Annotated in this window: 17 protein-coding genes and 6 pseudogenes; 9 read left to right on the top strand and 14 right to left on the bottom strand. The window is 61.6% G+C overall.

Annotated elements, in window-relative coordinates; genetic code table 11:
• The first annotated feature begins 121 nt into the window (after nt 1–121).
• Nucleotides 122–1,828, top strand: a complete 1,707-nt coding sequence (locus LN139_RS14780) for an amidase (protein WP_236354671.1) — start codon at nt 122–124, stop codon at nt 1,826–1,828.
• Nucleotides 1,829–1,931: 103 nt separating this feature from the next.
• Here LN139_RS14780 and glpK read toward each other — a convergent pair.
• Nucleotides 1,932–3,423 (bottom strand): annotated as a pseudogene (gene glpK / locus LN139_RS14775) (glycerol kinase GlpK).
• Nucleotides 3,424–3,467: 44 nt separating this feature from the next.
• Entirely contained in the window at nt 3,468–4,319 is an 852-nt protein-coding gene (locus tag LN139_RS14770) for an MIP/aquaporin family protein (protein WP_236354668.1), read from the bottom strand.
• A 203-nt stretch (nt 4,320–4,522) separates the two neighbouring features.
• On the opposite strand from LN139_RS14770, the gene ybaK reads away from it, so the two are divergent.
• Both ybaK and LN139_RS14760 read left to right on the top strand, forming a co-directional pair.
• Nucleotides 4,523–4,993, top strand: a complete 471-nt coding sequence (gene ybaK / locus LN139_RS14765) for a Cys-tRNA(Pro) deacylase (protein ID WP_236354665.1) — start codon at nt 4,523–4,525, stop codon at nt 4,991–4,993.
• A 36-nt stretch (nt 4,994–5,029) separates the two neighbouring features.
• Nucleotides 5,030–5,817, top strand: a pseudogene (locus LN139_RS14760) (PhzF family phenazine biosynthesis protein).
• Here the strand turns inward: LN139_RS14760 and LN139_RS14750 are convergent.
• Both LN139_RS14750 and argF read right to left on the bottom strand, forming a co-directional pair.
• Nucleotides 5,810–6,850 carry an ABC transporter ATP-binding protein gene (locus tag LN139_RS14750; RefSeq protein ID WP_236354651.1) on the bottom strand — a complete coding sequence of 347 codons (1,041 nt, stop codon included), beginning with the start codon at nt 6,848–6,850 and terminating at the stop codon, nt 5,810–5,812. The pseudogene LN139_RS14760 and the gene LN139_RS14750 overlap by 8 nt on opposite strands.
• Nucleotides 6,847–7,767 (bottom strand): ornithine carbamoyltransferase, encoded by a 921-nt coding sequence (gene argF / locus LN139_RS14745; RefSeq protein WP_236354649.1) that lies wholly within the window; start codon nt 7,765–7,767, stop codon nt 6,847–6,849. Before argF ends, LN139_RS14750 begins: the two co-directional genes overlap by 4 nt.
• A 395-nt stretch (nt 7,768–8,162) precedes the next feature.
• On the opposite strand from argF, the gene LN139_RS14740 reads away from it, so the two are divergent.
• Nucleotides 8,163–8,459, top strand: a complete 297-nt coding sequence (locus LN139_RS14740) for a hypothetical protein (RefSeq protein ID WP_236354647.1) — start codon at nt 8,163–8,165, stop codon at nt 8,457–8,459.
• Between the two features lie 89 nt (nt 8,460–8,548).
• Complete coding sequence (gene grxD, locus LN139_RS14735) at nt 8,549–8,884, top strand: Grx4 family monothiol glutaredoxin (RefSeq protein WP_236354645.1); 336 nt, start codon at nt 8,549–8,551, stop codon at nt 8,882–8,884.
• Between the two features lie 63 nt (nt 8,885–8,947).
• Here the strand turns inward: grxD and bfr are convergent, their stop codons facing one another.
• From bfr to pyrC, 4 genes and pseudogenes are all read right to left on the bottom strand, one after another.
• A complete protein-coding gene (bfr, locus tag LN139_RS14730; RefSeq protein ID WP_236354643.1) occupies nt 8,948–9,427 on the bottom strand; it encodes a bacterioferritin in 480 nt (159 codons plus the stop codon).
• 198 nt (nt 9,428–9,625) lie between these two features.
• Nucleotides 9,626–9,848 (bottom strand): annotated as a pseudogene (locus LN139_RS14725) (bacterioferritin-associated ferredoxin).
• A gap of 121 nt (nt 9,849–9,969) precedes the next feature.
• Nucleotides 9,970–10,630 (bottom strand): annotated as a pseudogene (rnt, locus tag LN139_RS14720) (ribonuclease T).
• Between the two features lie 8 nt (nt 10,631–10,638).
• On the bottom strand, nt 10,639–11,685 hold the full coding sequence (pyrC, locus tag LN139_RS14715) for a dihydroorotase (protein ID WP_236354635.1): 1,047 nt from the start codon (nt 11,683–11,685) through the stop codon (nt 10,639–10,641).
• Between the two features lie 125 nt (nt 11,686–11,810).
• Here pyrC and LN139_RS14710 point away from each other — a divergent pair, with 125 nt between their 5' ends.
• Together LN139_RS14710 and LN139_RS14705 are read left to right on the top strand one after the other, a co-directional pair.
• Nucleotides 11,811–12,824, top strand: coding sequence for an OmpA family protein (locus tag LN139_RS14710; protein ID WP_442964323.1), 1,014 nt, complete (start codon nt 11,811–11,813; stop codon nt 12,822–12,824).
• 102 nt (nt 12,825–12,926) lie between these two features.
• Nucleotides 12,927–14,143: pseudogene (locus LN139_RS14705) on the top strand (argininosuccinate synthase).
• 315 nt (nt 14,144–14,458) lie between these two features.
• On the opposite strand, the gene LN139_RS14700 reads toward LN139_RS14705, so the two are convergent.
• Nucleotides 14,459–14,635, bottom strand: a complete 177-nt coding sequence (locus tag LN139_RS14700; RefSeq protein ID WP_442964322.1) for a hypothetical protein — start codon at nt 14,633–14,635, stop codon at nt 14,459–14,461.
• Between the two features lie 335 nt (nt 14,636–14,970).
• Here LN139_RS14700 and LN139_RS14695 point away from each other — a divergent pair.
• Nucleotides 14,971–15,602, top strand: a pseudogene (locus LN139_RS14695) (response regulator).
• Between the two features lie 8 nt (nt 15,603–15,610).
• Here the strand turns inward: LN139_RS14695 and LN139_RS14690 are convergent.
• The 4 genes from LN139_RS14690 to metG form a co-directional block, all read right to left on the bottom strand.
• Complete coding sequence (locus tag LN139_RS14690; RefSeq protein WP_236354633.1) at nt 15,611–15,793, bottom strand: PA3496 family putative envelope integrity protein; 183 nt, start codon at nt 15,791–15,793, stop codon at nt 15,611–15,613.
• 100 nt (nt 15,794–15,893) lie between these two features.
• A complete protein-coding gene (gene nth / locus LN139_RS14685) occupies nt 15,894–16,532 on the bottom strand; it encodes an endonuclease III (protein WP_236354631.1) in 639 nt (212 codons plus the stop codon).
• Nucleotides 16,529–17,494, bottom strand: a complete 966-nt coding sequence (locus tag LN139_RS14680) for an RnfABCDGE type electron transport complex subunit B (RefSeq protein ID WP_236354629.1) — start codon at nt 17,492–17,494, stop codon at nt 16,529–16,531. The genes nth and LN139_RS14680 overlap by 4 nt, the downstream gene beginning before the upstream one ends.
• A gap of 48 nt (nt 17,495–17,542) precedes the next feature.
• Nucleotides 17,543–19,579 carry a methionine--tRNA ligase gene (gene metG / locus LN139_RS14675; RefSeq protein WP_236354626.1) on the bottom strand — a complete coding sequence of 679 codons (2,037 nt, stop codon included), beginning with the start codon at nt 19,577–19,579 and terminating at the stop codon, nt 17,543–17,545.
• A gap of 141 nt (nt 19,580–19,720) precedes the next feature.
• On the opposite strand from metG, the gene apbC reads away from it, so the two are divergent.
• Nucleotides 19,721–20,815 (top strand): iron-sulfur cluster carrier protein ApbC, encoded by a 1,095-nt coding sequence (gene apbC, locus LN139_RS14670; protein WP_236354617.1) that lies wholly within the window; start codon nt 19,721–19,723, stop codon nt 20,813–20,815.
• Between the two features lie 117 nt (nt 20,816–20,932).
• On the opposite strand, the gene LN139_RS14665 is transcribed toward apbC, so the two are convergent.
• Nucleotides 20,933–21,142, bottom strand: a complete 210-nt coding sequence (locus tag LN139_RS14665; RefSeq protein ID WP_236354616.1) for a cold-shock protein — start codon at nt 21,140–21,142, stop codon at nt 20,933–20,935.
• Nucleotides 21,143–21,351 lie beyond the last annotated feature (209 nt).

The following is a 21,351-nucleotide window of genomic DNA, read 5'->3' as shown; positions in this document are numbered from 1 at the left end:
TGGTCGAAAGCGCACATCGGTTCAAAGCATCGAAATGGCCACAATGGCCTTTTACATTGTCGGGCCTGGCGCCGCTGGCGAACGCGGCCGGCCCGCGTTGATGAGCAAGGGGCACAGTCCAATGATCGAAGTTACAGAAGCCTCCATCGCCCAGTTGCGCCAGGCCCTCGAAAGCGGCCAGGCGACTGCGGTGCAACTGGTCGAAGCCTATCTGGCGCGCATCGACGCTTTTGATCTGGCCGGTACGGCCACGGCGCTCAATGCCATTGTGGTGCGTAATCCCGATGCTCTGGCCGAGGCGCGCGCCTCCGATGCCCGCCGTGCCCGCGGCGAATGCCTCGGCCCGCTGGACGGCATTCCCTATACAGCCAAGGACAGCTACCTGGTCAAGGGCCTGACCGCCGCTTCTGGCAGCCCGGCATTCGAGCATCTGGTCGCCCAGCGCGATGCGTTCACTATCCAGAGGCTGCGCCAGGCCGGTGCCATTTGCCTGGGCAAGACCAACATGCCGCCGATGGCCAATGGCGGCATGCAGCGTGGAGTTTATGGTCGCGCCGAGAGCCCCTACAACGCAGCCTACCTGACTGCGCCCTTCGCCTCGGGCTCCTCCAATGGTGCCGGCACTGCGACCGCTGCCAGCTTCGCCGCCTTCGGCATGGCCGAGGAAACCTGGTCGAGCGGCCGTGGGCCTGCTTCGAACAACGGCTTGTGCGCCTACACCCCTTCGCGGGGCGTAATTTCGGTGCGCGGCAACTGGCCGTTGACGCCGACGATGGACGTGGTGGTGCCTTATGCGCGCAGCATGGCCGACTTGTTGGAGGTGCTGGAGGTGATCGTCGCGCCGGACCCTGACCCGCGCGGCGATCTATGGCGTTTGCAGCCCTGGGTCGCGCTGCCGACCGTGGAGCAGGTGCGCCCGGCAAGCTACGCCGAGCTCAAGGCAGGCCCGTCCAGCCTGGCTGGCAAGCGTTTCGCGGTGCCACGCATGTTCATCAACCGCGACGAGGCCGCCGGCACCTCAACCAACCCTGGCATCGGCGGGCCCACCGGCCAGCGCATTCATACGCGCGCCAGCGTTATCGCGTTGTGGGAGCGAGCACGCGCTGCCTTGCTCGCCGCTGGTGCCGAAGTGGTCGAAACCGATTTTCCGCTGGTCTCGAACTGCGAAGGCGATCGCCCCGGCGCGCCTACTGTGTTCAACCGCGGCCTGGTCAGCGAAGCTTTCCTCAACGATGAACTCTGGGCTCTGAGCGCCTGGGGCTTCGACGACTTCCTGCGTGCCAACGGTGACCCTGCGCTGAATCGCCTGGCCGATGTGAAGGGCGAGCTGATCTTCCCCCACGACCCCGGCACGCTGCCTAACCGTGAGGGCGACCTGGCCGCAGGCATGGACGAATACGTGCGCATGGCCGAACGGGGCATCGTGCCGTGGGATCAGATCGAGACCCTGCCCGACGGGCTGCGCGGGCTTGAGCGCACGCGCCAGCTCGACCTCGAAGACTGGATGCAGGCCCAGGGGCTGGACGCGGTTGTTTTTCCGACCGTGGCCGATGTCGCACCCGCCAATGCAGATGTAGACCCAGCCGCTGCGGATATCGCCTGGAGCAATGGCGTATGGGTCGCCAACGGCAATCTCGCCATTCGCCATCTGGGCGTGCCAACGGTCACCGTGCCCATGGGCGTAATGGCCGACATCGGCATGCCGGTGGGCCTGACCTTCGCCGGCCGCGCTTATGACGATTCGAACCTGCTGCGGTATGCCAGCGCATTCGAAGCGACTGGTCAGCGCCGGCAGGCTCCGCCGCGTACGCCTTCTCTGAAAGGCTGACGCGAGGCTGGCCGCTCTCGCTGCGCTCAGGCGCAAAAAACCCGGCCTGCGATGCAGGGCCGGGCGGGTGGCGGCGCCCTGTGAGCGCCGCAGGTTCAGTGGATCACGCCTCAGGGGCAGCCCAGCCCTGGGTGCGGCTCACAGCTTGTTTCCAGCCTTTGTACAGCTTCTCTTTCTCGCTGGCTTCGAGCTGAGGCTCGAACTCACGTTCGATCACTGCCTTCTCGCGCAGCTCGTCGAGGCTGCTCCAGAAGCCCACTGCCAAGCCAGCGAGATAGGCCGCGCCCAGCGCCGTGGTTTCGCGCATTTTCGGGCGCTCCACACGTGTGCCGAGGATGTCGGCCTGGAACTGCATCAGGAAGTTGTTGGCCACTGCACCGCCGTCGACCCGCAAGGCCTCCAGCGGCTGGCCGGCATCCTGCTGCATGGCTTCCAGCACATCGCGAGTCTGGTAGGCGATCGACTCCAGGGCCGCGCGGATCATGTGGTCCACCTTCACGCCACGGGTCAGGCCGAACAGCGCGCCGCGTGCATCAGGGGTCCCAGTAAGGCGCGCCCAGGCCGGTGAAGGCTGGTACCAGGTACACGCCATTGGTGTCCTTGACCTTGGTGGCGAAGTATTCGGTGTCGAAGGCGTCGTTGACCATCTTGAGCTCATCGCGCAGCCACTGCACGGTGGAGCCGCCGTTGAATACCGCGCCTTCCAGGGCATAGGCCACCTCGCCACGCGGGCCGCAGGCCAGGGTGGTGATCAGGCCGTGGCGCGAGGTGACCGCTTCGCTGCCGGTGTTCATCAGCAAGAAGCAGCCGGTGCCGTAGGTGTTCTTCGCCTGGCCGGGTGCTACGCACATCTGGCCGAACAACGCTGCCTGCTGATCGCCTGCGATGCCTGCGACATCGATGCCGCTCTTGGTCTGGCCGTACACCTCCGAGGAGCTGCGCACCTCGGGCAGCATCTGCTCAGGGACGCCCAGCACATCGAGCATGCGCTTGTCCCATTGCAGTGTGTGGATGTTGAACATCATGGTGCGTGAAGCGTTGGTGTAGTCGGTAACGTGAACCTTGCCGCCGGTGAATTTCCAGATCAGCCAGGTATCGATGGTGCCGAACAGCAACTCGCCGCGCTGGGCGCGTTCACGGCTGCCCTCGACGTTGTCGAGGATCCACTTGACCTTGGTGCCGGAGAAGTAAGGGTCGATCACCAGGCCCGTGGTGTCGCGGATGTAATCCTGCATGCCATCGCGTTTGAGCTGGTCGCAGATGCCGGCGCTGCGGCGACACTGCCATACCACGGCGTTGTGGATCGGCCGGCCCGTTTCCTTGTCCCACACCACCACGGTTTCGCGCTGGTTGGTGATGCCGATCGCCGCTACCTGGGCGTGGCTGATGCTGGCCTGTGCCAGTGCCTCGACCATGGTGCCGCTCTGGGTCGCAAAGATTTCCATCGCGTCATGCTCGACCCAGCCCGGTTGCGGGTAATGCTGGGTGAATTCGCGCTGGGATACGCCTACGACGTTGGCGTCGCGGTCGAAGATGATCGCACGGGAACTGGTGGTGCCCTGGTCGAGGGCGATGATGTATTGCTTGTCGGTCATGGCGTTTGCCTTCTTCTTGTAGGGTATGTGGCCAGCGCTGCGCCTCAGGCGCGAGCGTTGGCCTCCTTGTTGTTTTCGACAGTAGAGGGTTCTGGAGCGTTGCCTGGCACCAACTGGCGCGCGATCAGCACGCGGTAGGCCACAGCGCCCAGGCAGGCGCCGACGATGGGGGCGAAGATCGGCACCAGGAAATACGGGATCGAACGGCCGCCGGTAAAGGCGATTTCGCCCCAGCCGGCGAAGAAGGTCATGAGTTTGGGACCGAAATCACGTGCGGGGTTCATCGCGAAACCGGTGAGCGGGCCCATCGCGCTGCCGATAACGGCGATCAGCAAGCCGATCAGCAGAGGCGCAAGCGCACCGCGAGGCAAGCCGTTGTTGTCATCGGTAAGGGCCATGATCACGCCCATCAGGATCGCGGTGATGATCACCTCGACCGCGAAGGCCTGGCCGAACGACAGAGCAGGGTGTGGGTAGGTGGAGAACACGGCTGCCAACTCCAGGCTGGACGCAGCGCCGCGCACGATGTGGTGAGCGTTTTCGTATTCGAAGAACAGGCTGCTGTAGAGCAGATACACTAATGCCGCACCACAAAAAGCGCCGGCCACCTGAGCGATGATGTAGAAGGGCAATTTGTGCCGCTCGAACCCTGCGAACAGGCACAGTGCGATGCTGACAGCCGGATTGAGATGAGCGCCCGAGACGCCTGCGGTGAGGTAGATCGCCATGCTGACGCCGACCCCCCAGATGATGCTGATTTCCCAGAGGCCGAAGCTTGCGCCAGCGACTTTGAGCGCTGCGACGCAGCCGGTGCCGAAAAATATAAGCAGGGCTGTGCCCAGAAACTCGGCCAGGCACTGGCCCGCCAGTGTCGGTTTGAACAATGCGTGTGACATCCCTCACCTCGTTTTTGTTGTTGTTGCGCCTTGGCGACGCTGCCGGCGCGCAGGGGAAAGCCTGGCCTGGGCGCGATATTCACAAACGAAAAAATATAGACATGAAATGATAATGTCAAAGGTCGAAAGCGAACAAATTTCTTCGTTTTCATGCCAAAGGGTAAAATGCCGCTCATTGCCCTCCGGCCAAGGACTCGTTGCCGATGACGCCTGCTCTGGACCTTTTGAAAAAAGCCCGCGCCGAACACCGCGTGCACAGCTACAGCCACGATCCGAAAGTGGCGTCTTATGGCCTGGAGGCGGCTGAAAAGCTGGGCCTGGACCCGGCCCAGGTGTTCAAGACCTTACTGGCAGCTACCGAACGGGGCGAGTTGCTGGTGGCTGTGGTGCCAGTGCAAGGCTCGCTTGACCTCAAAGCGCTGGCTCAAGCGGCCGGCGCGAAGAAGTGCGACATGGCCGACCCTGCCGCGGCGCAGCGCAGCAGCGGTTACCTGGTCGGCGGTATCAGCCCGTTGGGCCAGAAGAAACGCCTGCGTACGTTCATCGACAGCAGCTCCCAAGCCTTTGCCACTATTCATGTGAGCGCCGGCCGCCGGGGCCTTGAGGTGGAACTGGCTGCGCAGGTGCTGGCAGAACACACCCAAGGCCAGTTCGCCACTATTGGGCGGCCATAAGCTACCCTCAAGCACAGTGCTATTCGAGGGATTGCCATGGCATTGGATTACTTTCAGGTCGATGCATTCAGTGACCGGCCCTTCGCCGGCAATTCGGCAATTGTCTACCGCTTGGATGCCTGGCTGCCGGATGCGCAGATGCAGCGGATCGCCAATGAGCACAACCTTGCCGAAACCGCCTTCATCGTGGCTCAGGCCGGGGGCTGGCGAATTCGCTGGTTCACTCCGCTGACAGAAGTGCCGCTGTGCGGCCATGCCACGCTCGCGGCTGCGCACGTGCTGCGTACGGTGGGCGGCGTCACGGAGGGCACTTTGTTGTTCGACAGTGCCAGCGGGCCGCTTCCGGTGACCTACGACGAGGGCCGGCTCTGGCTGGAAATGTCCGTCGACCCACTGCAGGAAGAAGGCGTGTCGCTGACCGTGCAACGTGCACTCGGTATTGATGTGGTGGATGTGCTGGCAGGCAGTGATTTGTTGGTGGTGCTCGAGTCAGAAGATGCCGTGCGCTATTGCCGGCCAGACATGAACGCTGTCGCGCAATTGGGGTGGCCTGGTGTGACCATCACCGCGCGGGGGGCTCAATGCGATTTCGTTTCCCGCTGTTTTGCCCCCGGCTAGGCATCCCGGAAGACCCGGTGACCGGTTCGGCGCACCGGGCGCTGGCCCCTTATTGGGCCTCCCGGCTCAGCAAGAACAGCCTGCACGCGCGGCAGGTCTCTGCACGTGGCGGGGAATTATGGTGCCGGGTGCAGGGTGAGCGGGTCTGGATTGGCGGGCATGCGACGCTGGTGGCGCACGGGAGGCTGGTTGCAGCGCTCAACTGATGCCGCTGAACACTACGGCGGTCAGCGGCTGGCGCGCCAGCGGCAAGCAGGTGCCGGGCGGGGCCGATACGCCCGAGGGCAATAGCGCTTCCAGCTCAAGGCCGCCAGGCGTACGCAGGCGAAAAGCGGTATGTGCACCTTGGAAGTAGCTGTGCACAACCGTACAGGGCAAGCCATCCTGTGCGCCCACCATCAGGTGCTCAGGGCGTAGCAGCAGGTGCAGGGTGCTGCCTTCAGCCCACCTGCCGCCAGGCAGTGAGATGGCGCCGAGTTCAGTCTCCAGGCAGCTGCCACGAACCTGGCCAGGCACGAAGTAGCCTTGGCCCACAAACCTTGCGACCCACGGTGTGGCAGGCTGCTGATAAAGCTCGGCAGGTGTCGCCCACTGCTCCAGAACGCCATGGCGCATCACCCCTACCTTGTCGCTCACCGCGAAGGCTTCTTCCTGGTCATGGGTCACGAGCATGGCCGCGATGCCTTGGGCCTTGAGCAGCCCACGCACCTCCAGGCTCAGGCGGCGGCGCAGTTCTACGTCCAGGTTGGAGAAGGGTTCGTCGAGCAGCAGCAAGCGAGGGGAGGGCGCCAGTGCGCGTGCCAACGCGACTCGCTGTTGCTGGCCGCCGGACAGCTCATGTGGCCGGCGTGCGCCCAGGCCGGCAAGGTTCACGCGCTCCAGCAGTTCATTGACCCTTTGCACAGCTTCAGGCCCACGGGTGAGGCCGAACGCGATGTTTTCAGCGACCGAAAGATGAGGGAACAGCGCGTAGTCCTGAAACACCATGCCTATCTGGCGCTGCTCGGGCGCCAGGCTGTAACTGTCGCGCGCCAGGCAGCGGCCGGCGAGGTGAATCTGCCCGCTCGCCAGTGGCTCGAAGCCTGCGATAGCGCGCAATGTCGTGGTTTTACCGCAGCCCGAAGGGCCCAGCAGGCATCCGATCTCGCCCGGTTGAAGTGAAAGGCTCAAGCCCTGCACGACCGCCTGCTCGGCGTAGCCGCAGGCGACACGTTCGAGCGTGAGCAGCGGCTCAGTCATGCGGGGCGATAGCCTGGCTGCACCAGCAGCTCCAGCAGCGCTTTCTGTGCGTGCAGGCGGTTTTCAGCCTGGTCCCAGACCACCGAGCGAGGGTCGCCGAACAGTTCATCGGCAATCTCTTCGCCCCAGTGTGCCGGCAGGCAATGCATGAACAGGACGTCGCTGGCTGCCTTGTCGAGCAGGGCCTTGTTCACCTGATAAGGCGCGAAGCGTGCCAGGCGTTGTGCGGTTTCCTCTTCCTGGCCCATGGACGTCCAGACATCGGTGCTGACCAGATGCGCCCCGGCCACTGCTTCATGGGGGTCGCGGACGATACGCGCGCGGTCCCCGGCGAGTTCCATGAAACGCGGGTTGGGGTCATACCCCTCGGGGCAGGCGATACGCAAGTTGAAACCGAACTGGATGGCAGCCTCGATGTAGGTATTGCAGACGTTGTTGCCATCGCCGATCCAGGCGACGGTCTTGCCCGCGATCACGCCACGGTGCTCGAAGAAGGTCTGCATGTCGGCCAGCAACTGGCAGGGGTGAAGATCGTCGGACAGCCCGTTGATCACCGGCACCCTGGAGTGCTCTGCGAATTCGGTGACGTTGTCATGGGCGAACGTGCGGATCATCACAGCGTCGAGCATGCTCGACATCACGATCGCCGAGTCGCGCACCGGCTCTCCACGGCCCAGCTGGGTGTCGCGGCTGGAAAGGAAGATCGCCTGGCCGCCCAGTTGGATCATGCCCGTCTCGAACGACAGCCGGGTACGGGTGGAAGCCTTTTCGAAGATCATGCCCAGCACCCTGCCCTTCAAAGGCTCGAACAGAGTGCCTTGCTTTCGCAGTTGCTTGAGCGCTACTCCTCGGCGGATCACGGCCGAGAGTTCATCCGGCGTGAGGTCCATCAGGGAGAGAAAGTGCCTGGCGCTCATCATTGACTACCTTTATTGCATCACAGCTGCCTCGCGAGGGTCAGGGTGACGGCCGCATCAGGCGGCAAAGTACAGGGGGAAAGACGCGATGCTATAAAAAAATGTCGCGTAGTTTCAAGTGTGTAGTGTATTTCCAGGCTTTTCAGGCGTCCGTTTTCTTTTTTGAGCCCTGACGACTGCGGCATCGTTGCTCATTCCTCTGCCTGATTGCATGCCATGCGGTAGCCACCGCTGATCCTGAACGGGGCCCGTTGCCCTGAACTCGCGTAAACCCGGTGGGGTCGGTTGCCTATCGGCACCTGCCCGCAAGAGGGGTGTTTTATTCGTCAGTAGCGCCATTCCACAAACCCTGGACGTGGGCAATAATGCATCCACAGGTGACACGGAGCCACGCAATGGAAGCGAAGGAACAACAATTGATGGAGCTGCTGGGCCTGACCGCCCGCACGCTGACCCATCTGACCGCAGCGATGACATCGATGTCGTTCGAGTTGCTGCGCAGCGACGACGAGGTTACGCGCAATGCCGGCCGGCGCATGATTGACCGCATGGCGACCATCAGTGGCGAGCTCGACGGTCACTGGGAGCTGATCGGCAACATGACAGGCGTGCAGGTAGGGCAGGAAGAGGTCGAGACGATCACCGAGATCCAACTGCTCGGGCCGCCGCCAGTGGTGCCCTTCAGCTCCTGACTGCCCGGGCAATGCCCAAGCATTGCACTCGGCTTTCCGTTACAATGCCGCACCGTGTCGCGAATTACCGTTCCAGCCGAGAGGGCCCCATGGACATCATCGAAACCATCAAAGACCAGATCGCCAAGAACACTATCCTGCTGTACATGAAAGGCTCGCCCAACGCCCCTCAGTGCGGTTTCTCCGCTCGCGCTTCGCAGGCGGTGATGGGGTGCGGCGAGAAGTTCGCCTATGTCGATATCCTGCAAAATCCCGAAATCCGGGCCAACCTGCCAAAGTATGCCAACTGGCCTACCTTCCCGCAGCTGTGGGTTGGCGGTGAGCTGGTCGGTGGCAGTGACATCGTGCTGGAAATGTTCGAAAAAGGTGAGCTGCAAACCCTGATCAAGGATGCCGCCGCCAAGGCCAACGCCGCCGAAGCCTGATGCTTCAGGTATAAAAAAGCCCCGCGCCATCATCGATGGGCGGGGCTTTTTCAATGGTGCGGATCAGTGATCTTCTTCACCCATGGCCGACTGCAGATAATTCTCCAGGCCAATCTTCTCGATCAGGCCCAGTTGGGTTTCGAGCCAGTCGATATGTTCTTCTTCAGACTCGAGGATCTCTTCGAGCATGTCACGGCTGCCGAAGTCGCCAACCTGTTCGCAGTGTGCGATGGCTGCCTTGAGGTCCGCCAGGCCCTTCTGCTCAAGCCTCAGGTCGCACTCGAGCATTTCCTTGGTATTTTCACCGATCAGCAGCTTGCCCAGCTCTTGCAGGTTCGGCAGGCCTTCCAGGAACAGGATGCGCTTGATGAGCTTGTCGGCGTGCTTCATCTCGTCGATGGATTCACGGTACTCGTGCTTGCCGAGCTTGTTCAGGCCCCAATCTTCATACATGCGTGCGTGCAGGAAGTACTGGTTGATCGCGATCAGCTCGTTGCCGAGGATGATATTGAGGTGCCGAATGACGCTGATGTCGCCTTTCATGAGAGGGGCCCGGTCCGTATGCGTGGTCTATGGGCGAAAGTGTGCGCCGCCCCTGCCGGGCTGTCAAACCTAAGTAATTGAATAATAAGTGAATTTTAATGGGAATAAGAATGTTTGTGTCTCGCGTCGCGGCGCTAACTCGTTGAATTTCAGGCATAAAAAAACCGGGCATTGCCCGGTTTTCGAGATTTTGCGCGATCAGGCAGCTGTGAATTCAGTGCTGTAAGCCGCGTTCACTACGTGCGCAGTCTGCACCTTAGCGAGCGTATCGCGAACCACTTCCTTTGCCAGGCATGCGCACTTGCCGCATTGGGTGCCTACGCCGGTGGCGTCGCGAACTTCACGGTAGCTGCAGCAGCCTTCATCAGATGGCTTCGCGAATTTGACCGTCGGTAACACCCTGGCAGAGGCAAACATACATAGCGCTGAAACCATCGCTGTGATCGATTGATGCCGGGATACTAATGGTAATGAGAATGCGTGTCGAAGAAGAATGCCCCGGCGGTTTCGCTTCGGAGACGAGCGGTCGCCAGGGCAAACATTCACAGCGCCGGGTCGCGCCAGCCGCCCAGGTTTTTCCAGCGATTGACGATGCCGCAGAACAGCTCTGCGGTCTTTTCGGTGTCATAGCGCGCCGAGTGCGCTTCACGCCCGTCGAAATCGATGTCGGCGCTCTGGCACGCCTTGGCCAGTACGGTCTGGCCGTAGGCGAGGCCCGCGAGCGTTGCAGTATCGAAACTCGAAAAGGGGTGAAACGGATTGCGTTTGAGATCGTTGCGCGCGACGGCAGCGTTCAGGAAGCCCAGGTCGAAGCTGCTGTTGTGGCCGACCAGGATGGCCCGTTTGCAACCGTTGGCCTTGAGTGCCTTGCGCACCCGCGGAAGATGTCGGTCAAAGCGCTTTCTTCGCTGACCGCCATGCGCAGCGGGTGGTCGAGCTTGATGCCGGTGAACTCCAGCGCAGCGGCCTCAATGTTGGCACCTTCGAAGGGCTCGACGCGGAAGAACCAGGTGTGCTCGGGGAACAGGAAGCCTTTTTCGTCCATGCCGATCGAAGTAGCGGCAATTTCCAGCAGCGCATCGGTTGCGCTGTTGAACCCGCCGGTTTCGACGTCGATCACTACTGGCAGGTAGCCACGAAAGCGAGCTGCCATCGGGTGGCGCGGGCCGCCGATTGTGGAAGGTCCATATCTTCTTCGTACATATCTTCGCTCACGCGCCAGCCTCCAGCAGTTTCCAGCGCAGCGTTTCGCCCGCACGCAGCGGAACCACCTCGCGATCACCCAGCGGCAACACGGCCGGGGCAGTCGATTCTTCTTTTACCAGGGTGATGCGATCCTGATTGGCGGGCAGGCCATCGAAAGCCGGGCCGTGCCGGCTCGCAAAGCCTTCGAGCTTGTCCAGCGCGTTGCGCTGCTCGAACGCTTCGGCGTACAGCTCGATGGCCGCGTAAGCGGTGTAGCAGCCGGCGCAACCGCAAGCGGCTTCCTTGGCGTGCCTGGCATGGGGCGCCGAGTCGGTACCCAGGAAGAATCTGGAGTCGCCACCGGTGGCGGCATCGAGCAGCGCTTCCTGGTGCGTGTTGCGCTTGAGGATCGGCAGGCAGTAGAAGTGCGGCCGGATGCCACCCACCAGCATGTGGTTGCGGTTATACAGCAAGTGATGCGCGGTGATGGTCGCGCCGACATTCGCCGATGCTTCGCTGACGAACTGGGCAGCATCAGCTGTGGTGATGTGTTCGAAGACCACCTTCAGGTTCGGGAAGCGCTCGACCACAGGCCGCAGGTGCTGGTCGATGAACACTTTCTCACGGTCGAATACGTCGATATGCGCCTGGGTGACTTCGCCGTGCACCAGCAGCAGCATGCCCACCTCTGCCATGGCCTCGAGCGCCGGGTAGATCAGCTCAAGCGACGTTACGCCGGAATCGGAGTTGGTGGTGGCGCCTGCCGGGTAGAGCTTGGCGGCATACACGAACCCGCTGGCCTTGGCCGCGCGGATATCCTCTGGGCTGGTGCGGTCGGTGAGGTACAGCACCATCAACGGCTCGAAGCGGCTGCCCGCAGGCCGAGCGGCCAGGATCCGCTGGCGATAATCGTCGGCCTGGGCGGCATTGCGTACCGGTGGCACCAGGTTGGGCATGATGATCGCGCGGCCGAAGGTGCGAGCTGCATCGGCCACGGTATGGGGCAGGGCAGCCCCGTCACGCAGGTGGATGTGCCAGTCGTCGGGGCGCAGGAGGGAAAGGCGGTCGGTCATGGGGAAATCCTGGGGGCGAACTGGACAGGAATGCTACCGGAAATGGCTGCGGCCGGCATCCGCTATCGAGTTTCAGCCAGCCTGACCGATACCCCCCTGTAGATCGTTAACTCTCGGAGCCTGCCGTGCGCAAGCCTTGCCTCGCCTACCTGACCTTGCTCGCTTGCGCTTTCGAGCGCCGGGCCCGCCATGGCATTCACTTCCAGACGCGCCTTGAGAACGTGCAATGGAAGGTTGAGGGTGACGTGTTCGAGTGTCGGCTGTCGCAACCGATCGCTGAGTTCGGTACGGGCGAGTTCGTACGCCGCGCCGGTGAAAAGGCAGTATTTCAGTTGCATTCCAACAGCACGGCACTGGGGAACGGCTCGGCCAGCCTTCTGGCCGCTGCAGCCGCCTGGCAACCCGGGCGCTCCGATGTCAACCTGGGTTCGGTCAGGTTGAGCAGTGGTGAAACTCTGCTGAGCAGTAGCCAGAGCCAGGCCAGCGGCCTGTTCAATGGCTTGATGGAAGGCCGCAGTGTGGTGGTGCGGGTGTTTTCCGGCGAAACGGGTGGGCCTATGGAGGTCCGTGTGTTGCCGGTTCGCTTCAACCAGGCGCTGGCGGACTTTCAGGCGTGCACCGTGAAGCTGCTGCCGATGAACTTCGATCAGGTACGCATGAGCCAGATCCCGTTTCCATCGGGCACTGAACTGGATGCAGCGGGCCGCAAGCGCCTCGATACGGTGCTGGCGTATCTGAAGGCCGACCCGAGCGTGAACCACATCGAGCTGGACGGCCATTCCGACAACAGCGGGAACCGCCTGAGCAATCGCGAACTGTCGCGCCGCCGCGCGATGGCAGTGTCGGACTACCTGACCCAGCATGGCGTCCCTGAGTCGCAGATCGTGGTGCGTTTTCATGGGGAGCGATACCCATTGGTGCCCGATAACTCGCCTGCCAATCGCGCGCGCAACCGCCGGGTGAATATCCAGCTTGATCGAGTGACCGTGCCTGCCCCGGTGGCGGCGCCAGCGCCCGCTGCCACACCCGCGGCGCCAGCCCCTGCGCCAGCGCCCGCTGCCACACCCGCGGCGCCAGCCCCTGCGCCCGCGGCTGCGCCTTCGACGCCAACAGCAGTGCCTGCGAAACCTAAAGCCTGACTGTTACGTCGCCTTCACAACATTTGCTGTCGCGCCCCTATAAATGAATGGCCATCGGGAGTAGAATCCGAGGTTTTCGGATAACCCCCGTGGAGTGATGGCATGGCGGACGTAAACAAGGTCGTTCTGGCGTATTCCGGCGGCCTGGACACTTCAGTGATCCTGAAGTGGCTGCAGGACACCTACAACTGTGAAGTGGTGACATTCACCGCAGACCTGGGCCAGGGCGAGGAAGTCGAGCCGGCTCGCGCCAAGGCGCAGGCAATGGGTGTGAAGGAAGTCTACATCGACGACCTGCGCGAAGAATTCGTCCGTGACTTCGTGTTCCCGATGTTCCGCGCCAATACCGTATACGAAGGTGAATACCTGCTCGGTACCTCCATCGCGCGCCCGCTGATCGCCAAGCGCCTGATCGAGATCGCCAATGAGACCGGCGCTGATGCCATTTCCCACGGTGCTACCGGTAAAGGCAACGATCAGGTGCGTTTCGAGCTCGGTGCCTATGCGCTCAAGCCCGGCGTGAAGGTGATTGCGCCCTGGCGTGAGTGGGACCTGCTCTCGCGTGAGAAGCTCATGGACTATGCCGAGAAGCACGGCATTCCGATACGAGCGCCACGGCAAGAAGAAATCCCGTATTCGATGGACGCCAACCTGCTGCACATCTCCTATGAAGGCGGTGTGCTGGAAGACACCTGGACCGAGCACGAAGAAGACATGTGGCGCTGGACCGTCTCCCGGAGAAGGCCCCGGACACCCCGACCTACCTGGAGCCCACCTACCGCAACGGCGACATCGTTGCGCTGGACGATGTGGAAATGTCCCCGGCGACCGTGCTGGCCACGCTCAACCGCATCGGTGGCGAAAACGGCATCGGCCGCCTCGACATCGTCGAGAACCGCTATGTCGGCATGAAGTCGCGCGGCTGCTATGAAACCCCCGGCGGCACCATCATGCTGCGCGCTCACCGTGCGATCGAGTCCATCACTCTCGACCGCGAAGTGGCTCACCTGAAGGATGAGCTCATGGCCCGTTACGCGAGCCTGATCTACACCGGTTACTGGTGGAGCCCTGAGCGAGTAATGTTGCAGCAGATGATCGATGCTTCGCAGGCCAACGTAAATGGTGTTGTGCGCCTGAAGCTGTACAAGGGCAATGTGATCGTGGTGGGCCGCAAATCCGATGACTCGCTGTTCGACGCGAACATCGCGACCTTCGAGGAGGATGGTGGCGCTTACGATCAGGCAGATGCAGCAGGCTTCATCAAGCTCAACGCATTGCGCATGCGCATCGCAGCGAACAAGGGCCGCAGCTTCTTCTGACGAGCCTTGGCAACATGGAAAACCCGGCTTTGGCCGGGTTTTCTTTTTCAGTAAAAAAATTTTACTGTTCATGCCTTCCAATCATGCCTTAGGCGTGAATATCGATTCTCAAAGTTCTGCATTTTGCTGGGCTTCTGGATTGTTGCTGAAATATCAGCTCCAGCGCTCTGGATGCGCCGCTTATCACCTCCGCTGACGGCTCGGAGAAGTTGTAATCGAGCTGCAAGACTTTAGAAAATATTTCGGTTTCGTTGTTGCCCGCATGGGTTGGGCCTGTACCCTTTGCCGGTGCAAACAACGCTCCATGATTGAAATTCAAAGTAATAAAAAACAAAAGTGTAAGGAATGGTGGAAATCCAACCAGAAACCAGACATAAATTTGTTTTTCCGCACTTTGAGCATCGGCAGGCTAGCCAATGCAGAGGCTTCTATGGTGCCAGCGAAGATGGCGATCAGCGCCAGCGGGTTGCGCCCTGGAATCAGTTTGGCCATTGAGAGCCTCCTTTTTCACCAGTCCTTGATGCATGGCGCTAGCTTCCCTGCCCAAGCGAATCAATCCGGTACTTATGTACTTCTCGAAAGTGTTTATCAGAACACACTCAATTGTAATTTTGACAGGCGCCGTGGGACGATCTCGTACCATTCATGCCGAAAAGGAGTTCACGCCATGGATACCAGAACTTATTGCGGCATATTACTTTGTAGGAAGTTTCCTATAAGTAAGTAGGAATTTTCTCAAGCACTGATGTGGCTACAAGGCTGTGGTGTAACCCAAGGCCTCACTGAGCTATCGTAGGAACGATTAAAGTGTGGGTAGTGAATTCACTATGAATAAAGTGTTGATCGTAGACGATCACCCCGTCATTCGGCTTGCGGTCAGAATGTTGATGGAGCGCCATGGCTATGACGTCGTGGCGGAAACCGACAACGGTGCAGATGCTTTGAAGCTGGCCCGCGATTATTCACCTGATCTTGTGATTCTGGATATTGGCATACCCAGGCTTGATGGTTTGCAGGTGATCGACCGCCTCAACGCATCGGCCACGGCAGGGCGCTGCCGTGTGCTGGTGCTGACCTCGCAGGCGCCTGGGCATTTTTCCATGCGTTGCATGCAGGCTGGTGCGGCAGGGTATGTGAGCAAGCGACAAGACCTTACCGAGCTGCTCAGCGCGATCAAGGCGGTGTTGTCGGGCTACAGCTACTTTCCCAACCAGGCACTGCATTCGGTACGGTCGCACCTGGGCAATGTCAGCGAAAGGAGATGGTAAAGCGCCTTTCTGCCAGGGAAATGGCCGTGCTGCAGCAGTTGGCGCGAGGCCGGTCGAACAAGGAAATCGCCGAAACCATGTTCCTTTCCAATAAAACCATCAGCACCTACAAGACCCGGTTACTGGTCAAATTGAATGCTCGCTCGCTGGTCGACCTGATCGAGCTGGCCCAGCGCAACCGAATACTGTGAAGGGGTGCTCACAGGTCGAAATCATAATCCGCCAGCTGGCGCTTCAGGCGGCGCTCCTCGAGCAGGTTGTCGATGGTGCGGCGTTTGTTGAGGTTGGCCTTGCTGGTTTCGACGGGTGCTTGCGCTTCGGCTTCGTCGCTGTCCTGGCTGGCGAAGTCGTCTTCTACGTCGATCTCGTCTTTGTCGCTCATTCATCACTCCGGGCACGATGCCATTGGCGCACCTTATAGCGACAAAAAAAGCGGCGGTACAAAAGTTTTTCAATTGAGGTTTCGATTTTCTTCAGAAAAATCAATCGTCGGACGTCTTGGCCTTGTATTCACACAGATCCTCGATTCGGCAACTGCCGCAGCGTGGCTTGCGTGCCTGGCAAACGTAGCGCCCGTGAAGGATGAGCCAGTGGTGAGCGTCGAGCAGGTAAGCCTTGGGTACGAACTTCAGCAGCCCGCGCTCGACCTCAAGCACGTTCTTGCCGGGGGCGATGCGCGTGCGGTTGGCCACCCGGAAAATGTGGGTGTCGACTGCCATGGTCAGTTGCCTGAATGCTGTGTTGAGCACCACGTTGGCCGTTTTGCGGCCTACACCCGGCAACGCCTCCAGCGCCTCACGGCCTTGTGGCACCAGGCCTGCGTGCTGCTCGATCAACAGGCGGCAGGTTTCGATCACGTTCTTGGCCTTGCTGTTGTACAGGCCGATCGTCTTGATGTAGTGCGAGAGGCCATCGACACCGAGTGCGTAGATGGCGGCGGGCGTGTTGGCGACTGGAAACAGCTTGGCAGTGGCCTTGTTGACGCCTACGTCGGTGGCTTGTGCAGAGAGAATCACTGCGATCAGCAATTCGAACGGCGTACTGTAGGCCAGCTCTGTTTTGGGCTCGGGGTTGTCATCATGGAAACGGCGAAAGATTTCCAGGCGTTTGGCAGCGTTCATGGGGCGCTCTGAGGCTTGGCGATAGGGGAAAGTGCAAGGCCCGCCTGTTCGACACGCAAGCGCGCCTCAGCCAGTGCCTGGGGCGTGCCGGTGCCCGAGGTTTCAAGGCGCGCCAGATCAGCCTTCGCCATCGCCAGCTGGATCTTGGCTTTCTTCTGATCGGGTATGCAGGCGGCAGGTGCTTGAATGCGCGCAAGCTCGTGTTCGGCCTGTACCAGGCTCTGGGCGAGCGTGGCCAACACTTGCTGCTGCGGGGGCGATGGTGCCTCGCCAAAGGCCTTCTGCGAGCGCACGAGTTGTGCCCGGCACATGGCGACAGCGATCTTCGCCTGCTTGATTGCCTGCTCGTTACCAGAGGTGCCTGCAAGGGGCGACGAGGCGGCCGGGGAGGGCTCAGGGCCCGCCAGGCGCTTGGCACGTTCACTGCGCTTACGCTCCTCTTCACGCTGCAGCCGGCGGTTGCGCTGCTCGAAGCGCGCACGGGCACGCTGGCGTCGGCTTTCGCGGGCTTGCCATTGTTCGGGCGTATCGGCGCTGCCTCCGACCATGGGCGTTGGGCCGTCGCCGTGCAGCGGCAGCAGGTCGATGCAGTCGACGGGGCAGGGCGCCAGGCACAGGTCGCAGCCGGTGCATTCATCACTGAGCACGGTATGCATCAGCTTCGGCGCGCCAACGATCGCATCCACCGGGCACACCTGAATGCATTTGGTGCAACCGATACATTCCGCTTCACGGATGTAAGCCACCTGCGCCGGGGCCTTGCCCCGCTCGGGGGCCAGCGCGATGACAGGCAATTGCAACAGCTGCGCCAGGCTGGCGATGGTTTCTTCACCGCCGGGCGGGCAGCGGTTGATGGGTTCGCCGCCAGCGATGCCCTGCGCATAAGGGCGACAGCCGGCATGGCCGCACTTGCCGCATTGGGTTTGCGGCAGCCGTGCGTCGATGTGTTGGATCAGGGTCATGGTCGTGTGTTCAGGCGAAAAGCCCCGGCAGATGCCGGGGCGTGGGCATTACTTGATGCGCTGGCCTGGCTTGGCACCGCTGTCCGGGCTGAGCAGGTAGATCTCCGAACCCCCGGGGCCTGCGGCCAGTACCATGCCTTCCGAAACGCCGAAGCGCATCTTCCGCGGCTTGAGGTTGGCGATCATCATGGTCAACCGGCCTTCCAGCGCAGACGGGTCTGGATAGGCACTCTTGATGCCGCTGAACACGTTGCGCTGTTCGTCGCCGATATCCAGCGTCAGGCGTAGCAACTTGTCAGCGCCTTCCACTGCTTCGGCCTTGAGGATCTTCGCCACACGCAGGTCGACGGCGGCGAAGGCATCGAAGTCGATCTCGGCAGCCAGCGGGTCGGCAGCCAGCTCACCGTTGCCGGTAGGGGCGGCGGGTGCGGCGGCCAGGCTTTCACGTGACGCCTCGACCATCGCTTCGACCTTGGCCGGCTCTATTCGCGTCATCAGGGCCTTGAACGGGTTGAGTTGGTGGTCGGCCAGCCATTTGGTATGGCCTGCCCATTCCAGCGCTGGCTCGTTGAGGAAAGCTTCGGCATCACGGGCCAGGTTCGGCAGCACCGGCTTGAGGAAAATCACCAGCTGGCGGAACAGGTTGATACCGGTTGCGCAGATCGCCTGCACGGCGGCCTGCTGGCCTTCCTGCCTGGCCAGCGACCAAGGGGCGCATTCGGCGATCCAGGCGTTGGCGCGGTCAGCCAGCGCCATGATCTCGCGCATGGCACGGGCAAAGTCGCGAGCCTCGTAAGCCTCGGCGATCGACGGTGCGGCGGCCTGAAACTGGGCGGCAAGTTCCGGCGCCGCGTTTTCAGCCACCAGCCGCCCACCATTGCCTTTGTGCACGAAGCCCGCACAGCGGCTGGCGATGTTGACGACCTTGCCTACCAGGTCGGAGTTGACCTTCTGCACGAAGTCATCGAGGTTCATGTCCAGGTCGTCGACGCCGCGGCCCAGCTTGGAGGCGTAGTAGTAACGCAAGTACTCGGGCGAGAGATGGTCCAGATACGTGCGCGCCTTGATGAAGGTGCCGCGCGACTTGGACATCTTCTGCCCGTTCACGGTGAGGTAGCCGTGCACGTTCACCGCAGTGGGCTTGCGATAGCCGGCGCCCTCGAGCATGGCTGGCCAGAACAGGGCATGGAAGTTGACGATGTCCTTGCCGATGAAATGATAGAGCTCGGCCTCTGAGCCCTCTTTCCAGAAACTGTCGAAGTCCAGCTCCGGGCGCTTGGCGCAGAGGTTCTTGAAGCTGGCCATGTAGCCGACCGGGGCGTCGAGCCATACGTAGAAATACTTGCCTGGCGCATCCGGGATCTCGAAGCCGAAGTAGGGAGCGTCGCGAGAAATGTCCCAGTCTTGCAGGCCGCTGTCGAGCCACTCGGCGAGCTTGTTGGCCACCGGCTCCTGCAGGGTGCCGCTGCGGGTCCACTGCTGCAGCATCTGCTGGAAGGCGGTGAGGCGGAAGAAGAAGTGCTCGGAATCACGCAGCACGGGCGTGGCCCCGGACACTGCCGAGCGTGGGTTCTTCAGCTCGGTGGGGGCGTAGGTGGCGCCACATTTTTCGCAGTTGTCGCCGTACTGATCCTCGGCGTTGCATTCGGGGCAGGTGCCCTTGATGAAACGGTCGGCCAGGAACATCTGTTTTTCAGGGTCGAAATACTGGGTGACCGAACGGGTAGCGATGTAGCCTGCTTCGCGCAACCGGCGGTAGATCTCGGCCGACAGCTCGCGGTTTTCCGGCGAGTGGGTGGAATAGTAGTTGTCGAATTCGACCATGAAGTCGGCGAAGTCGGTACTGTGCTCCGCCCACACGCCGTCGATCAGCGCCTCGGGCGTGATGCCGCGCTTTTCGGCCAGCAGCATGATTGCCGAGCCGTGGGTGTCGTCGGCGCAGACGTAGTAGCACTGGTTGCCGCGCATCTTCTGGAAGCGCACCCACATGTCGGTCTGGATGTACTCGACCATATGGCCAAGGTGGATCGAACCATTGGCGTAGGGCAGGGCGCTGGTAACGAGAATCTTGCGGGGCTCGGACATGGTTGGCGGCTACTGTGGTGTGGAACGTGACCGGCAACTATATCTCGGCAGGCGGTTTTCTTCACCCTGCGGGGCAGGCGCGTGTGCCCTTTGGCGTTAGCATAGGCGGCCAATGTGCAAGCAGACCTTTCCGGAGCCCCCATGAGCGCTGTCACCCGTGCCGCCGTCGAAGCGGCCCTTCGCCAATACACCGACCCCTATCTCGAGCAGGACCCGGTCAGCGCCGGTTGCGTGGAGCGTATCGAGGTCAGTGGCGACCAGGTCGAGGTGGCGCTGTGCCTGGGCTATGCGGCCGCGCAGTTCCATCCGGGCTGGGCGCAGACCTTGCAGGCTGGCCTGGAGCAGTTGGCCGGCGTAACGAGCGCCAGGGTGACACTGCGCACCGAGGTGCTTGCCCACAAGGCCCAGGCGCAGATACCAGTGATGGCCAACGTCAAGAACATCATCGCCGTGGCCTCGGGCAAGGGCGGGGTCGGCAAATCGACCACGGCAGCGAACCTGGCCCTGGCGCTGGCCCGCGAAGGTGCTCGTGTGGGGATTCTCGATGCCGACATATACGGCCCAAGCCAGGGCATCATGTTCGGCATCGCCGAGGGCACACGCCCGCAGGTGCGCGAGCAGAAGTGGTTCGTGCCAATCAAGGCGCACGGGGTCGAGGTGATGTCCATGGCCTTCCTGACGGACGACAACACGCCTATGGTCTGGCGTGGGCCGATGGTCTCGGGAGCGCTGTTGCAACTGATTACCCAGACCGCCTGGGATAACCTCGATTATCTGGTCATCGACATGCCGCCAGGCACCGGCGACATTCAGCTGACCCTGTCGCAGAAAGTCCCGGTCGCAGGTTCGGTGGTAGTGACCACGCCGCAGGACCTCGCTTTGCTGGACGCGCGCAAGGGCGTCGAGATGTTTCGAAAGGTCAACATCCCGGTGTTGGGCGTAGTGGAAAACATGGCCGTGCACGTGTGCTCGAATTGCGGCCATGCCGAGCACCTGTTCGGTGAGGGTGGCGGAGAAAAGCTGGCGGCGCAGTACGGGGTCGAGCTGCTGGCCTCGTTGCCGCTTGCCATGGCGATTCGGGAACAGGCCGATAGCGGCCGGCCTACCGTGGTGGCAGAGCCCGAAAGCCTGATTGCCATGACTTATCAGCAACTGGCCCGCCAGGTGGGCGCGCGCATCGTGCGCCAGGCGGCGCAGGCGCCGCAGATGCCGACCATCACGGTGAGTGATGACTGACGGCTGAGGCCGGAGGGGGCGCCGGCTACACGGCGTCCATTACACGGCGTCCGTTACACGGCGTACAAAAGAAAAACCCGCCGATTGGCGGGTTCTTCCTGGGCAGTGCCGCGAAGCTTAGGCTACGCGAACTTGCTCGGCTTGCATGCCTTTCTGGCCGCGGGTAGCAACGAAGCTGACCGCTTGGCCTTCTTTCAGGCTCTTGAAGCCTTCGGATTCGATGGCCTTGTAGTGAACGAACAGGTCGTCACCAGCTTCCGGAGTGATGAAGCCGTAGCCTTTCTCATCGTTGAACCACTTGACGGTACCGTTTTGACGGTTGGACATTTGAATCAGTCTCCTTGGACTAAGTTAACAGCGCTCGGGAACATCCCCAGACGCGACTGAGTGCAAAGAGCGGAAAAATTCTTGTAGATGGAGATATCGAAACCTAACATCGTGCAGTCATTCTCAGCGACACGTAGCATCACAGTGGCGCCACCTTAACCGTTTTCGACAGCCCTGCCAATGCCCTTGTGCGCCGTGTCTTTTGCGCT

The sequence above is a fragment of the Pseudomonas sp. KNUC1026 genome (genome assembly GCF_021650705.1).
Lineage (GTDB): Bacteria > Pseudomonadota > Gammaproteobacteria > Pseudomonadales > Pseudomonadaceae > Aquipseudomonas.
Note: the sequence above shows the minus strand (reverse complement) of the source record. Positions and strands in the feature narration are given on the sequence as shown.

Excerpts from the sequence above, each read along its gene's own strand:
- LN139_RS14780 (WP_236354671.1), top strand. The coding sequence starts at position 122 with ATGATCGAAGTTACAGAAGCCTCCATCGCCCAGTTGCGCCAGGCCCTC.
- LN139_RS14770 (WP_236354668.1), bottom strand. The coding sequence starts at position 4,319 with ATGTCACACGCATTGTTCAAACCGACACTGGCGGGCCAGTGCCTGGCC.
- ybaK (WP_236354665.1), top strand. The coding sequence starts at position 4,523 with ATGACGCCTGCTCTGGACCTTTTGAAAAAAGCCCGCGCCGAACACCGC.
- LN139_RS14750 (WP_236354651.1), bottom strand. The coding sequence starts at position 6,850 with ATGACTGAGCCGCTGCTCACGCTCGAACGTGTCGCCTGCGGCTACGCC.
- argF (WP_236354649.1), bottom strand. The coding sequence starts at position 7,767 with ATGAGCGCCAGGCACTTTCTCTCCCTGATGGACCTCACGCCGGATGAA.
- LN139_RS14740 (WP_236354647.1), top strand. The coding sequence starts at position 8,163 with ATGGAAGCGAAGGAACAACAATTGATGGAGCTGCTGGGCCTGACCGCC.
- grxD (WP_236354645.1), top strand. The coding sequence starts at position 8,549 with ATGGACATCATCGAAACCATCAAAGACCAGATCGCCAAGAACACTATC.
- bfr (WP_236354643.1), bottom strand. The coding sequence starts at position 9,427 with ATGAAAGGCGACATCAGCGTCATTCGGCACCTCAATATCATCCTCGGC.
- pyrC (WP_236354635.1), bottom strand. The coding sequence starts at position 11,685 with ATGACCGACCGCCTTTCCCTCCTGCGCCCCGACGACTGGCACATCCAC.
- LN139_RS14700 (WP_442964322.1), bottom strand. The coding sequence starts at position 14,635 with ATGGCCAAACTGATTCCAGGGCGCAACCCGCTGGCGCTGATCGCCATC.
- LN139_RS14690 (WP_236354633.1), bottom strand. The coding sequence starts at position 15,793 with ATGAGCGACAAAGACGAGATCGACGTAGAAGACGACTTCGCCAGCCAG.
- nth (WP_236354631.1), bottom strand. The coding sequence starts at position 16,532 with ATGAACGCTGCCAAACGCCTGGAAATCTTTCGCCGTTTCCATGATGAC.
- LN139_RS14680 (WP_236354629.1), bottom strand. The coding sequence starts at position 17,494 with ATGACCCTGATCCAACACATCGACGCACGGCTGCCGCAAACCCAATGC.
- metG (WP_236354626.1), bottom strand. The coding sequence starts at position 19,579 with ATGTCCGAGCCCCGCAAGATTCTCGTTACCAGCGCCCTGCCCTACGCC.
- apbC (WP_236354617.1), top strand. The coding sequence starts at position 19,721 with ATGAGCGCTGTCACCCGTGCCGCCGTCGAAGCGGCCCTTCGCCAATAC.
- LN139_RS14665 (WP_236354616.1), bottom strand. The coding sequence starts at position 21,142 with ATGTCCAACCGTCAAAACGGTACCGTCAAGTGGTTCAACGATGAGAAA.